The 13,322-nt window shown below is 65.9% G+C and carries 9 protein-coding genes and 1 CRISPR repeat array; of the genes, 3 read left to right on the top strand and 6 right to left on the bottom strand.

What is annotated here, in order from left to right; translation table 11 throughout:
• Positions 1–128 precede the first annotated feature (128 nt).
• The 6 genes from IB227_RS16320 to IB227_RS16295 all read right to left on the bottom strand — a co-directional run bounded on the left by IB227_RS16320 (position 129) and on the right by IB227_RS16295 (position 11,117).
• Positions 129–1,037, bottom strand: coding sequence for a DUF2167 domain-containing protein (locus IB227_RS16320; RefSeq protein ID WP_132862412.1), 909 nt, complete (start codon positions 1,035–1,037; stop codon positions 129–131).
• Positions 1,038–1,119: 82 nt separating this feature from the next.
• On the bottom strand, positions 1,120–1,659 hold the full coding sequence (locus IB227_RS16315; RefSeq protein WP_192288255.1) for a gamma carbonic anhydrase family protein: 540 nt from the start codon (positions 1,657–1,659) through the stop codon (positions 1,120–1,122).
• Positions 1,660–1,924: 265 nt separating this feature from the next.
• Positions 1,925–3,512: direct repeats of the CRISPR family, unit length 28 nt; unit sequence TTTCTGAGCTGCCTACGCGGCAGCGAAC.
• A 69-nt stretch (positions 3,513–3,581) separates the two neighbouring features.
• A complete protein-coding gene (cas3f, locus tag IB227_RS16310) occupies positions 3,582–6,950 on the bottom strand; it encodes a type I-F CRISPR-associated helicase Cas3f (RefSeq protein ID WP_192288254.1) in 3,369 nt (1,122 codons plus the stop codon).
• Entirely contained in the window at positions 6,947–7,924 is a 978-nt protein-coding gene (gene cas1f, locus IB227_RS16305) for a type I-F CRISPR-associated endonuclease Cas1f (protein WP_192288253.1), read from the bottom strand. Before cas1f ends, cas3f begins: the two co-directional genes overlap by 4 nt.
• Before the next feature lie 233 nt (positions 7,925–8,157).
• Positions 8,158–10,047 (bottom strand): tRNA uridine-5-carboxymethylaminomethyl(34) synthesis enzyme MnmG, encoded by a 1,890-nt coding sequence (gene mnmG, locus IB227_RS16300; RefSeq protein ID WP_192288252.1) that lies wholly within the window; start codon positions 10,045–10,047, stop codon positions 8,158–8,160.
• Positions 10,048–10,547: 500 nt separating this feature from the next.
• Positions 10,548–11,117, bottom strand: coding sequence for a hypothetical protein (locus tag IB227_RS16295; RefSeq protein ID WP_192288251.1), 570 nt, complete (start codon positions 11,115–11,117; stop codon positions 10,548–10,550).
• A gap of 140 nt (positions 11,118–11,257) precedes the next feature.
• On the opposite strand from IB227_RS16295, the gene IB227_RS16290 reads away from it, so the two are divergent.
• From IB227_RS16290 to IB227_RS16280, 3 genes are read left to right on the top strand one after another with little or no spacing between them, the layout of a single operon-like run.
• Positions 11,258–12,220 carry a pyridoxal-phosphate dependent enzyme gene (locus IB227_RS16290; protein ID WP_192288250.1) on the top strand — a complete coding sequence of 321 codons (963 nt, stop codon included), beginning with the start codon at positions 11,258–11,260 and terminating at the stop codon, positions 12,218–12,220.
• On the top strand, positions 12,205–12,822 hold the full coding sequence (locus IB227_RS16285; RefSeq protein ID WP_165931091.1) for a YdcF family protein: 618 nt from the start codon (positions 12,205–12,207) through the stop codon (positions 12,820–12,822). Before IB227_RS16290 ends, IB227_RS16285 begins: the two co-directional genes overlap by 16 nt.
• Before the next feature lie 36 nt (positions 12,823–12,858).
• On the top strand, positions 12,859–13,284 hold the full coding sequence (locus tag IB227_RS16280) for a ketosteroid isomerase-related protein (RefSeq protein WP_192288249.1): 426 nt from the start codon (positions 12,859–12,861) through the stop codon (positions 13,282–13,284).
• Positions 13,285–13,322: the final 38 nt, after the last annotated feature.

Raw genomic sequence — 13,322 nt, 5'->3', positions numbered from 1 at the left:
GTTTCCGGCCCGGACGGATGCCTGTGGCATTCGTGTCTCGACTGCGTCCTGTCAGGGTGCAGACTTTAACTGGCGCCCATGTGAAAGCCCAGCCTGCTGCCCGTGGCGGCAGGCTGGACGGGGGCGGCTCAGCGGACCGTGCCGCCTTCGCGCTTGCCGCTGAACAGCTTGCGGACGCCGGCACCCAGCGCGATCACGCCGATCAGCAACAGCTTCCAGAACTTGGCCAGCAGCAGGCCCACCTTGGCGAACAGGCCGGCCTTGGCGGCCAGGCCACCACCGATCAGCGTGGCCACGCCGTAGGCGGCCACCTTGTCGGTGCTGGCATTGTGGTCGGCGTAGCGCGCGCCTTCGTTGAACTCGGTCATCGGCAGCAGGCGGTCCATGCCGGTGCGCACCGCGGACAGGTCCGACATCGCCGACACCGCATTGAGGCTCAGGTAGCCATAGCGGCCGAGCACGCGGATGTCGTAGTTCAGCGAGTGCGCGGGCTCGTTGTTGAAGGCCAGCTCACGCGCCCAGTACAGCTTCTTGCTGTCGGCGTCGTAGCGCGGCGGCACGGCCCAGCCGATCAGGTCCAGCGAGCCATAGCCGGCCTTCACCCGCTCCGGGTTGGCCTCGCGGATGCTGGTCTGCATGGTCTCCAGCAGTTCGCTGTAGTCGATGTCCTTGGCGTCGCCATCGGACACGTAGCCGTCATCGGAGTAGGTGACCACCACCGCCCAGCTGCCGTCCTCGAGCAGGCCGGGGCTGCGCGGCACGATCAGGCCGAGCACGCTGTCATCGGGCGGGTTGCCCCACATGTCTTCCAGCACGCGGCGGGCATCGGCCTTTTCCAGGTACTGGAACTCATCGCCGAGGTTGAAATGCGCCTTGGCCGCCGGCACCGCGATCGGGCCGGTATGGAAGTCCAGCGACTTCACGAACTGCTCGGCGCTCATGCCCTGCTCTTCCTGGGCGGCGGCGGTAGCGGGCAGCAGGCACAACAGCGACGCTGCGGCCAGCAGGCCGAGCGCGACGGATTTGATCGACTTCATTTCTTGATCCTTCAAGGGGGCGTCCCCACGCCCAGGGCGCGCAGTTTGCGCGCCATCGCAACTGACGGCAATGGGCCGTTGGTCAGCCCTGCATGCCGCGGTACTGGTCCTTGACCTTGACGTAGTGGTCAGCCGAGTAGTGTAGGCCCTCGATGTCCTTTTCGCTGAGCTGGCGCATCAACCGCGCCGGGTTGCCCGCCCACAGCTCGCCGCTGCGCACCACCTTGCCCGGGCCGACCACCGCACCGGCGGCGATGAAGGCGTTGGCCTCGATCACCGCGCCATCGAGGATGCACGCGCCCATGCCGATCAGGCAGTAATCGCCGATGGTGCAGGCATGGATGATGCAGCCATGGCCCACGGTGACGCCTTCGCCGATCAGGGTCGGGTAGCCGCCCTTGTTGTAGGGGCTGTCATGACTGACGTGGATGATCGTGCCGTCCTGCACGTTGGTGCGCGCACCGATGCGGATGTGGTTCACGTCGCCACGGATCACCGCGCCCGGCCAGACCGAGGCGTCATCACCGATTTCCACGTCACCGATGATGGTGCAGGCCGGGTCCACGTAAACGCGCTCGCCGATGACGGGCATCTTGTCCAGGAAGGGGCGCAGGGCGGTCATGGGGAAAGCCGGCAAGGGGGGGAGGGAATGATAAGGGGTAAGGGGAGGGACGGCAGCAAAGGCGATGCGGAATGCGCTTGGGCACCCGCGGCAGACCGGTTCCCGGCATTCATGCGCATGGGCGGCGGAGTGCACAGCAGGACTTTCGACGGCGATTGACGATTCCCGCTGCGAATCTGGCGAGAGCGAGCTGGCGCGGAGCGCGGGCCTGTTGAGCCGTCTGTGCAGCCAGGCCCAAGGCCGTCGTATCCTTCGGCATTGATATCTTCTGGGCTGCCTACGCGGCAGCGAACCAGCGCCAGTGGGCCGGCCGCTGGATCGACAATTTCTGAGCTGCCTACGCGGCAGCGAACCAGCCAGAACGGCCAGGCCATCAAGGCGGAGTTTTCTGAGCTGCCTACGCGGCAGCGAACGCCGAGATCGACAAGATCAGGTCGAAGTCCATTTTCTGAGCTGCCTACGTGGCAGCGAACTCGACAAGGCCGCGACTGCACAGGTGCGTCAGTTTCTGAGCTGCCTACGCGGCAGCGAACCGACCGAGCAAGCGAGCTGGAAGAAGCCCAGCTTTCTGAGCTGCCTACGCGGCAGCGAACACCCATCGGGTGAGCCGCAATACGCTCAAGGTTTTCTGAGCTGCCTACGCGGCAGCGAACACCCAATCAGGCTACGTCCTGTACGACGGCAATTTCTGAGCTGCCTACGCGGCAGCGAACACCCTCCCGCCGAAGGGCAGGGAGCGCATGGTTTTCTGAGCTGCCTACGCGGCAGCGAACCACAGGATCACGTAGGTACGACGGATCGCATATTTCTGAGCTGCCTACGCGGCAGCGAACCCGACAGTGACGGTGGTGTCGTACTTTCCCTTTTTCTGAGCTGCCTACGCGGCAGCGAACCGCGAGCCTGAAGGAAACGCTGATGCGCAAGTTTTCTGAGCTGCCTACGCGGCAGCGAACTAGCCACGCTGCACCAGGCGCGCGTCCACCTCTTTCTGAGCTGCCTACGCGGCAGCGAACGTTCATCTCTGCATCCCTCGGCCTCGGGGTGATTTCTGAGCTGCCTACGCGGCAGCGAACTTCACTCTGGCCCCCTGTGGGCAGTCTGTTACTTTCTGAGCTGCCTACGCGGCAGCGAACTACAACATCGGCGACGTGAAGCTCACGGAGCATTTCTGAGCTGCCTACGCGGCAGCGAACGCAACGATTGGTGTGGATGTGCCGCCGGTGCTTTTCTGAGCTGCCTACGCGGCAGCGAACAGACGGGCGGCCCATGTCGCACCTATGTCGATTTTCTGAGCTGCCTACGCGGCAGCGAACAGATGCCGCGACTGGTTCAAGGCCAGATCCTGTTTCTGAGCTGCCTACGCGGCAGCGAACACCTGTTCGGTAGTCCTGATGCAGCGAGCAAGTTTCTGAGCTGCCTACGCGGCAGCGAACAGGGCGAGCTGGGCAGCCGCAGCTGCAGCATCTTTCTGAGCTGCCTACGCGGCAGCGAACGAACAGCGCGGCCTTGGCGTAGAACTCATTGATTTCTGAGCTGCCTACGCGGCAGCGAACGAAAAAGCCGCGATCCGCAAGCAGCGCCAGATTTTCTGAGCTGCCTACGCGGCAGCGAACTATCCGTCTGGCGAATTCGCCATCTTCATGAATTTCTGAGCTGCCTACGCGGCAGCGAACGATCGCGACCGCTTTCGCGGATCAACTCACCATTTCTGAGCTGCCTACGCGGCAGCGAACGCTGGTGGGCATCGCTGCACAGCGAGCGCAGTTTTCTGAGCTGCCTACGCGGCAGCGAACGCATTTACGGCAGCGGGTATCAGCTCGTCATGTTTCTGAGCTGCCTACGCGGCAGCTCAGAAAATTTAGGCGTGGAGCGCGGATCGTTCAGTTTGCTGCCGCGTAGGCAGCTGGGGCAGGGATGCCCACTCACAACTTGGTGCAAAACCCCAACAGCGGATGCCACCGCCAGCCCGTCGGGCTGTCAGGAACCTCCACCGTGGTGAAGCGTTGGGCGCAGTGGTCCAGGGAGTCGCCGGAATGGGCGGCCTGGTCTTCCAGCAATGCCATCAGGTCAAACCTTCCCCAAGGGCTGATGCCGGGACCCACGTGGAGCGTGACATCGGTGCGCAGGCTCTGGTCGATCAGGATCCGCTGGGAATCGGCGTGCCGGCTGGCCGCTTCCTCGACACGATGCAGGCGCAGCCGTTCGCCATCCTCTTCGGGCAGGAACACCAGCGTGGTCATCTGCAGCGTCTGCTGACGGAAGGGTTGCTGTTGGGGGAGCACGCCGATCAATGCGGCGTGGGGGTACTTCCAGCCCACGAAGGCCTGGTCCTGGTCGATCGCAGCCAATGGCCCGTCCGTTAGTGGGCGTTGCGGCAACATGCTCAGTGCGGTGCGTGCCTGCTCCAGGTCGCTGAGGCTCAGACGCGTCTTCCATTCATTGGAGGGCCGGGGCTGGATGCGGGGCAAGGCGTTGAGGGGATCAAGCTCGGCCGGCTGCAACAGATCGGCAAGCCGATGGCTGCTCAGCTGCAGGCGTTTCCGGCCTGGGTCGAGCCCTGCCTTCTCGTAACCGGGCCGCAGGAAGGCAGGTTGATCGGCCGGCGTATTGGCGAAGTGGCGCAGGTTGGCATCAAACACCAGCAGGTTCGGTTCCGCCGGTGGTTGGCCGCGATGGCGCTGCACGCGCCCGGCCAACTGGATCAGCGAGCGCAGGGAGGAAGGCTCGGCTACTGCCCAATCCGCATCCCAGTCACGGCCCACTTCGCAGACGGGCGAAGCCAGTACGACAAAAATGTGCCGAGGCTCCGGGTGGGCATCCAGTGCACTGCGGATGGCGGGTTGCTGGAAAACCGCATTGGCGTCGCCGCGGCGATTGAACGCAGCGTCCAGCATGGCTTCGATCGCAGAGCGCTGCAGCAGCGGGAAGCGGGCGTGGTAGACGCATAGATGGATGCGGACGCCCTCCGGCGCACCTAGTGCGTACAGCGCCTGGGCGACCTCAAACAGCGGACCAATGTTGGCCATGCGTACAAGGCCAAAGCTGACCTGTTTGCCGCTGACGGGATCCACTTGATGGTGCCCCTGATGCAGCCTCAGGCAGGCATCGCGAACATGCGGTGCGAATTCGGTGTGCTGCTGCTCGCGCCGTTTTGCCTTGATGGCCAGCGGCAGCAGTTGTGCGCGGCGTAGTGGCACAGCCTTGCGCAGCTGGGTTGCCCGTCGTTCGACAAATTGCAGGTGTTGGTACTCGAACGTCTTGCCATCCACCTGGGCCACCTGTACGCCGAACTCGTCGGCCCACAAGCAGGGGATATCGGCGTCGATGTTGGCCGTGCCGGGTTCACCCCGGTTCTGCCGATACAAGCGCCGACCCGCGCAATAGGCCAGGTACATGCCGGTGACCAATGAGGGCGGCAACGTGGCCGAGGACAACACCACGCGAGTGCCGAGCATGCCTGCCCAGTGCACCAACCGGGCAAGGGCAGGCATGTCGTTGAGGTCGTAGTCGTCCAGCTCGTCCAGCACCAGGTCCGCGCTCATCAGGCGCAGCATGGGTGCGATCTGGCGCCCCGCGCGTAGCGACTCGGTTGCCGGCACCATGTGGTCCACCGTGCACACCAGTAGCGGCGCGGACAGCAGGTTGCGAATGTCGGGGTCGTGCAGGGCACGCGAAAGCAGGGGATGTTGGCTGGTGTTGCCTTCATAGAGGATGTGGCTGTCTCCCTCGATCAGGTCCTGGATGGACGCCGAGCCGGAAGCCTCCGCCTGCTGCTCGTGGTACTCGAACAATGCCCGGCTTGCCGAGCCGCCCGCGCGGATGGCCAGTTCATCGTCCCGTAGATGCAGATCGTTGCGATAGCTATGGCCTGTCTGCAAGGTGAGGGTGCGCAGGCCCAAGGCGTAGGTGGCGCGCATGCCGCGCTGCGGGTCACTGAGGGCATACAGAATGCGCGCGTTGGCCAAGGTCTTCCCACAGCCGGTGGAAGCCATGTTGATGATGAATCCGCCGCGTTTCCGGCATTCCTCGCGCAGCCCTGCTGCCGCATCGGCGGCTTTGTCCTGCCAGGCGAATCTTGGATGTGCACTGCGCTTGCGCAGGCCACGGTGGTTGGCCAGACACGGCAAGTGCCGCTCGAAGCCCGGCAGGGCGTGGGCGACCAGACCTGCATCGCGGGTGACGCCGAGCAGGTGTTCCAGCAAGGTCTGTTTGAGCTTGCCTTGTTTGTCGGTGTTGGCATGCAAGGGACTGTCGGTGTGGACCTGCACGCGCTCGGGTGCGTCCGATGAAAGGCTGGAATAGTGATGATCGGCCAGCATCAAGCTCAGGCGCGCAAGGTGCATCACATAGGGGTTGTCCAGCCATCGACGGTCTTGATCGGGCAGCGCCTGAAGCCCTCCGGCGACACGGGCGGCCTGGCGTCGCCATTGCTTGTCGACCACGGGCAACGGAGCGGCCGCTTGCCAGTACGGCAGTGCCTCCGCGTCGGTATGTGCATGTGGAAGCTCATTCCACGCATGCCTGACCAGCGCCAGGGGCTCCTTGAGCCAGCGCTCATCCCAGTGGCTGGCACGCCGCCCAAGCCATTGCTGCGTCCCTTCGGCATTGAACGAGGGAATGACGGGGAGACGATGGTGGCTGACCACCAGCCAGGCCACCGCAGCTGCCAGCGGCGGAAGTTGCGGGAATGGACAGTCCTGGCGTGCGTCGAGTCCATCGCGCTGGTAGCGGCCGGGGGCCAACCATTCCTGATCGTCACCATTTTCGCCCTCCGCCAGGCGCTGCAGCCAACCGGCGTCGTCATCGTCACCAACGAAGGCCTGGAACATTCGCAGCGACACCCATTCGTGCCGGTACAGGTTGCGCTCCATCCGCTGCCCACGCAGGCGTTGCTGGAAGGCCGTGCTGGCCTTTCCCAGGTCGTGCAGCAGTGCGGCCAGCTGAGCCAGCAGCCGGATGGGTTGTGCGGTGTGCCAATCGTTCTCGTCGCCGGCGCGCAGGATGTTGCGCCGGGTGGTGTTGGTGGGGGCCGCACCGTCGGCGTTGAAGCGGCGGGCATCGCCCACCACCCATAGCAGCTCGCTGTGATCGCGTCCGCGTATCCAGTGGCAGGCGACGGCGGTGTTCTTGCGTGCCGTCCTGCGCAGCAACCGCCGCAGCGTGTCGAGCCCGTCCTGGGTGATGGCGGTCTGCCATGTGCGGTCGCCGCGCCGTTCAGCGAACTGGTCGAGGATGCGCCGTGTTTCAGACAGCGCCCGCTTTTCGCATTGCGAAACCAGCAGGATGTTCAACGTTTCACCTGTGTGGCTGTCGTGGTGGCGATGGCCTTGAGGCTGTCGATGATGAAATCCAGTGATTCACTGCGGGTCATTGCCTCGATGCAGTAGCGGCGGAATGCCTGCTCATCATCGCCGCGCATTGCCGAAAGAAAGGCATGGGGAAGGATGCAGGCGTCCTTGACCAGGTCAGCGGCGTCGAACACCAGGCCGCCACGACGTGTCTTCCCATGCAGCACCGCAAGGCCGTGCGGCAGTCCCAGCACCCAGCAGGCGGTGGCTCCCAGGCCGTAGGCGAGGTAGTTGCCATGGTCCAGGAAGCGATTGGCCGGATCGGTGCCGGTACCGCGTTTGGCACGACTGAAAGTGCCGTAGCCGACGGTGTCCACGGCGAGCTTGAACAGGGCTTTGCTCAGGCGGGCCTCTTCCGTCAGCAGGGCGGTGGTGTCCTGCGCAACTTCGATGGTGCGTCGAGAAGACTGCAGCAGGGCATCCAGCCGCGCGGTATCGACCGCGAAGCCGGCCTCGCGCAATGCGCGTTGTTGCCACTGCAACGACAACCGTTGTAGACGCAGTTGCTGCAACTGTTTGGCAGCCATCAGCCGAAGGTCGTCATCGAACCAGAACTTCACCCAGGCCTGGAGGTACTCGGTGGGCCGGTACTCGCTCTGCGGCGAGAACCAGGCGATGTCGACATCGATCTCATTGGCGCTGAAGAGCGGGGTACCACCGCCGCCGCAGAAGCCGACCAGTACCCCGGCCCGGGCCAGTTCGCGCATCGCTGCCTGGGTGACGGAGGTTCCGGTGCCCAGCAATACCGTTGTGGTGTTGGCGATGGGGATGTTCCAGTACAGCGACTGTTTCCCAGCGTCGGTGACGTACTCGACGCGACCACCGTTGACCAGCACCCGGCAGTGCTGCAGGTAGTAGATGTTGGCCCGCTTTGAATGCAGGATTGTCTTCAGGTCTGAAGACGGCAACTGTTCCATGTTGTCCCCCGAATTGACGCAGTCATGGTGCCCATGGCTGTGTCGCATATGGCGAGACTGTAGCGGGTAAGGCGGCCGGGAGGTGAACCGGGCGGCTGGAAGGCAACCCCTCCCCAGCCCTCCCCTTGGCTGCGCCAAAGGGAGGGAGCGGAACGCGGCCATCCACGGTCAGTGCGTCGTGGCCGGTCCTTGGTGCTGCGGGAGGTAGCGGGGGAGGAGGGGCGCAACGCCCCTCAAGCCACCTTGCCGCGCCGTGCCCGTTCCAGGTGTACCAGCAGCAGCGAGATCGCCGCCGGGGTCATGCCCGGGATGCGCTGTGCCTGGCCGATGGTCTGCGGGCGCACGCGTTCGAGCTTCTGCAATGCTTCGGCGGACAGGCCGCGCACGGAGGCGAAGTCGAAGCCTTCGGCGATCACGGTGTTCTCGTGGCGCTGCTGGCGCTCGATCTCCTCGCGCTGGCGGTCCAGGTAGCCGGCGTACTTGACGCTGATCTCCACCTGCTCGGCCACGCGTGCGTCGTCCACGCCCGGACCCAGCGAGGGCACCTGCATCAGCTTGGCGTAGTCCAGTTCCGGGCGCTTGATCAGGTCCAGCACGTTGGTTTCGCGGCTCACCGCCACGCCGGTGGCCTGCGCCACTTCGCGGCCCAGGGCATTGGCCGGCGTCGCCCACAGGGCGCGCAGGCGCGCGCTTTCGTTGCTCACCGCTTCCTGCTTGGCCTGGAACGCCGACCAGCGACGCGCATCGACCAGGCCCAGCTCGCGGCCGGTCGGGGTCAGGCGTACGTCGGCGTTGTCCTCGCGCAGCTGCAGCCGGTATTCGGCGCGGCTGGTGAACATGCGGTACGGCTCGCTGGTGCCGTGGGTGATCAGGTCATCCACCAGCACGCCGATATAAGCCTCGTCGCGGCGTGGGCACCAGCCGTCGCGGCCCTGCACGAACAGCGCGGCGTTGATGCCGGCCAGCAGGCCCTGCGCGCCGGCTTCCTCGTAGCCGGTGGTGCCGTTGATCTGCCCGGCGAAGAACAGGCCGGCGACCTGGCGGGTCTCCAGCGTGTTCTTCAGCCCGCGCGGGTCGAAGAAGTCGTACTCGATGGCGTAGCCGGGGCGGGTGATGTGCGCGTTCTCGAAGCCACGGATGCTGCGCACCAGCTCCAGCTGCACGTCGAACGGCAGCGAGGTGGAGATGCCGTTGGGGTAGATCTCCACCACGTCCAGACCCTCGGGCTCGACGAAGATCTGGTGGCTGTCCTTCTCGGCGAAGCGCACCACCTTGTCCTCGATGGACGGGCAGTAGCGCGGGCCGATGCCCTCGATCTGGCCGCTGTACAGCGGCGAGCGGTGCAGCGCGTTGCGGATGATCTCGTGGGTGCGCTCGCTGGTGTGGGTGATCCAGCAGCTGACCTGGCGCGGATGCTCGCGCACGTCGCCCAGGTAGGACATCACCGGCAGCGGGTCATCGCCGGGCTGTTCCTCCATCGCGCTGTAATCCAGCGAGCGACCGTCGATGCGCGGCGGCGTGCCGGTCTTCAGGCGGTCGATGGCGAACGGACGCTCGCGCAGGCGCGCGGCCAGCGTGGTGGCCGGCGGGTCGCCCATGCGGCCGGCGGTGTACTGGGTCTGGCCGATGTGGATCTTGCCGGCCAGGAAGGTGCCGGCGGTCAGCACCACGGCGGCGGCATGGAAGGTCAGCCCGGTCTGGGTGATGGCGCCGCGCACGGCGTCGCCTTCGATCACCAGGTCATCCACCGCCGCCTGGAACACGGTCAGGTTGGGCTGCGACTCGACGATGCCGCGGATCGCCATGCGGTACAGGTTGCGGTCGGCCTGGCAGCGGGTGGCGCGCACGGCCGGGCCCTTGGAGGCATTGAGGGTGCGCCACTGGATGCCGGCGCGGTCGGCGGCATGCGCCATGGCACCGCCCAGGGCGTCGATCTCCTTGACCAGGTGGCCCTTGCCGATGCCGCCGATGGCCGGGTTGCAGCTCATCGCGCCGACGGTCTCGACGTTGTGGGTCAGCAGCAGGGTGCGGGCGCCGCCGCGGGCCGCGGCCAGTGCGGCCTCGGTGCCGGCGTGGCCGCCGCCGATGACGATGACGTCGTAACGGTAGAAGGAGTCGCTCATGGGCGTGAGATTGGTCGAGAAGTGTGAAGTCCGTTGCCGGGCATGCCTCCGGTGCCAGGGCGGCCCGGTTGCTGATTTTACCGCCAACGAAAATTCTTGAGACGAAGGCCTAAAGTTGGCACGCAACCTGCAGCTAATACATTGCACCCAACGTGGCATGCGACACAGGCGCAACAAGGTCGGAATTGGAACAGGGGCCGACCGAAGCGCACGTTGGGGTAGCAGGGGCCGGTAGTCGGGGGACTACCGGCTCTGGTATCCGACAATGCCTTGCAAGGCATTGAAAGCAGCAAGGCAGTAAAGACGAAGCCCCGGCCTAGGCCGGGGCTTCGTCTTTTTTTAGGCGCCGATGCCCGACAGGGCCGGAACAGGGGGGATCCAGATTTCCTGGCGGACATCGACATTGAAGCGGTTGGGCGGGACCGGTTTAGGTCAGTTTGCGACGCAACCGGTCACCCGTGGGACAAAGGATGCCTGCATTTTCCGCAAATGCAACCTTTTTATCTCTCCACATTCCTGACTTCGCGTGGAAGGCGGTTCTGTGACGGCTGTCGGGCCGGCATTGGCCGGGACTGCATGGCCGGCCGGGACGGCATGGCCTGGGCACGCGGAACCGCGCGTGGCTCGGTCATCGCGCGGGGCTGCGGACGCTGCAGGCGGTCCATGTCCCGCCAGGGCGACTTGCTGCCACCGCCGTTGGCCGGCGGCATCGGACGGGTCGGCGGGTTGGGGCGGTTGTCACCCGGACGCGGCGGACGCGGACGGTTGTCGCCATGGCCATGGCCGTTGCCCGGCGGGGGCGGCCGGTGGCCGTGCGGCGGACGCTGCGGGTACGGGCGGTAGTACGGGCGATGGACCGGGTAGCCACCCCCGTAGTAGCCGCTGCCGTAACCGTAATAGCCGGAGCCATAGCCGCCGTAGGCACCGTAAGGGTAGCCATACGGATAGCTGTACTGCACCGACGGCGAGCCATGGTAGTAGCCGCCACCGCTGCCGCCGACGTAGTCATACGTGGCGCAGCCGGACAGGGCCAGCAACAGGCCGGTGGAAACAATCAGGCGCTTGATCATGTGTCGTCCCCCCCAATGGGTATGGCGCCAGCTTCGTGCTGGTGGATTGAATCGGCCCTTAATCGGTACCGATTTGGCTGAACACATTCCATGCGCGAATGAGATGGTCCAAGGCAGCGAGCCTACGCTAACCTTCCACCATGAACGAACATTCCTTGCCCGGGTTCGCTGACGTACTGGCCGCCGCGGCGCGTATCGCGTCGCACGCGACGGTCACGCCGGTACTGCGTTCGCGCGAACTGGACGGGCTGGCCGGTGCAAGCCTGCACTTCAAGGGCGAGCACCTGCAGCGCGGGGGCGCATTCAAGTTCCGCGGCGCCTGCAATGCGGTGTGGTCGCTGGATGCCGAGCAGGCGCAGCGTGGCGTGGTCACCCATTCTTCCGGCAACCACGGGGCCGCGCTGGCACTGGCGGCACGTTCGCGTGGCATCCCCTGCCACGTGGTGGTGCCCGAGGGCGCGGTGGCGACCAAGCTGGCCAACATCGTGCGCAATGGCGCCACGTTGTGGCGCTGCGCGCCGAACCAAGCCGCGCGCGAGGTCGAGTGCGCGCGCGTGCAGCGCGAGACCGGGGCGACGCTGGTGCACCCGTATGCCGACGCCAAGGTGATCGCCGGGCAGGGCACGGCGGCGTTGGAGCTGGTGCGGCAGGCCGGGGCGACGCTGGACGTGCTGGTGGTGCCGGTGGGCGGCGGTGGGCTGGCCGCAGGGACGTTGTTGGCCCTGCAGCAACTGCTGCCCGACTGCGAGCTGGTGCTGGCCGAGCCGGCCGGTGCCGCCGATACCGCGCGTTCCCTGGCCGCCGGCGAACGACTGCTGGACTTCGTGCCGGACACGGTCTGCGATGGCCTGCGCGGCGCGCTGGGCGCACCGAATTTCGAACTGCTCAACCAGCGCGCCGAGGTGATCACCGTCGATGACGTGGACACCGTGACCGCGATGCGGCGGGTCTGGCAGGTGATGAAGCAGGTGGTCGAGCCGTCATCGGCGATCACCCTGGCCGCGGTGCTGGCACAGCCGGAGCGTTTCGCCGGGCGCAACGTGGGGTTGATCTTCAGCGGCGGCAACGTGGATCTGGATGCGTTGCCGTGGGGGAAGGAATGAGCAGCAAGGGACGCACCGGCCTGGTGGGTTGGTTGTGGCGGTTCGGGGTGTTGCTGGCGTTGTGGTTGCTGGGCGTGGCGGCATGGATCATCTGGGTGGGTGACCGCGACCAGGCCGCGCCGGCCGATGCGATCATCGTGCTGGGCGCGGCGGCGTATGACGCCAAGCCTTCGCCGGTGTTCGAGGAGCGCATCCGCCACGGGCTGGACCTGTACCGGCAGGGCTATGCGCCCAAGCTGATCTTCACCGGCGGGTTTGGCGGGTCACGCGCGCGCTTCTCCGAGTCGCAGGTGGCGCGCCGCTACGCGCTCAAGCAGAAGATCCCAGCCGAGGACATCCTGATCGAGACCCGCTCGCGGACCACTCGGCAGAACCTGGTCGAGGCGCGCCGGGTGATGGCGCAGAACGACATGCACCGGGTGATCGTGGTCAGCGACCCGCTGCACATGGCGCGCGCGCTGCGCCTGTCGCACGAACTGGGCATCGACGCGTTGGCCTCCTCCACGCCGAGCACGCGCTTCCGCAGCTTCCACACCAGCTGGCGCTTCCTGGCACAGGAAATCTATTTCTTCCACCGCGACCTGTTCGTCAAGGGCGCCTGAGGCGCGACGGCGGCGCACGACACGCAGGGGTTCTGCATGAGCAACGACGATACTTCCCGCCAGCAGGCGATCGCGCTGGTGCGCGGCTACTACGATGCCTTCAACCGCGGCGATTGGGCCGGCATGCTGGAACGGCTGGCCGACGACGTGGCGCATGACCTGAACCAGGGCGCGCGCGAGGTCGGTCGCCAGGCATTTGCCATGTTCCTGCAACGCATGGAAGCCAGCTACCGCGAACAACTGCGCGATGTGGTGGTGATGGCGAGCGAGGATGGCCTGCGGGTGGCGGCCGAGTACGTGGTGCATGGCCAATACCACCACACCGACGACGGCCTGCCGCCGGCGCAGGGGCAACGCTATGTGCTGCCGGGCGGTGCGTTCTTCGACGTGCGTGATGGGCGGATCAGCCGCGTGAGCAATTACTACAACCTGCAGGACTGGATCACGCAGGTCAGCGCCTGATCCGACGCTGAGGCGGTATCGGCTTCGCGGCCGGGGCT

Source organism: Stenotrophomonas sp. STM01 (assembly GCF_014852135.1).
GTDB classification, from domain to species: Bacteria; Pseudomonadota; Gammaproteobacteria; order Xanthomonadales; family Xanthomonadaceae; genus Stenotrophomonas; species Stenotrophomonas capsici.
The sequence above is the reverse complement of the archived record's forward strand: the minus strand, read 5'-3'. Positions and strand labels throughout refer to the sequence as shown.

Bases quoted from the DNA above. Each gene is read 5' to 3' on its own strand.
- IB227_RS16320 (WP_132862412.1), bottom strand. From the start codon at position 1,037: ATGAAGTCGATCAAATCCGTCGCGCTCGGCCTGCTGGCCGCAGCGTCG.
- IB227_RS16315 (WP_192288255.1), bottom strand. From the start codon at position 1,659: ATGACCGCCCTGCGCCCCTTCCTGGACAAGATGCCCGTCATCGGCGAG.
- cas1f (WP_192288253.1), bottom strand. From the start codon at position 7,924: ATGGAACAGTTGCCGTCTTCAGACCTGAAGACAATCCTGCATTCAAAG.
- mnmG (WP_192288252.1), bottom strand. From the start codon at position 10,047: ATGAGCGACTCCTTCTACCGTTACGACGTCATCGTCATCGGCGGCGGC.
- IB227_RS16295 (WP_192288251.1), bottom strand. From the start codon at position 11,117: ATGATCAAGCGCCTGATTGTTTCCACCGGCCTGTTGCTGGCCCTGTCC.
- IB227_RS16290 (WP_192288250.1), top strand. From the start codon at position 11,258: ATGAACGAACATTCCTTGCCCGGGTTCGCTGACGTACTGGCCGCCGCG.
- IB227_RS16280 (WP_192288249.1), top strand. From the start codon at position 12,859: ATGAGCAACGACGATACTTCCCGCCAGCAGGCGATCGCGCTGGTGCGC.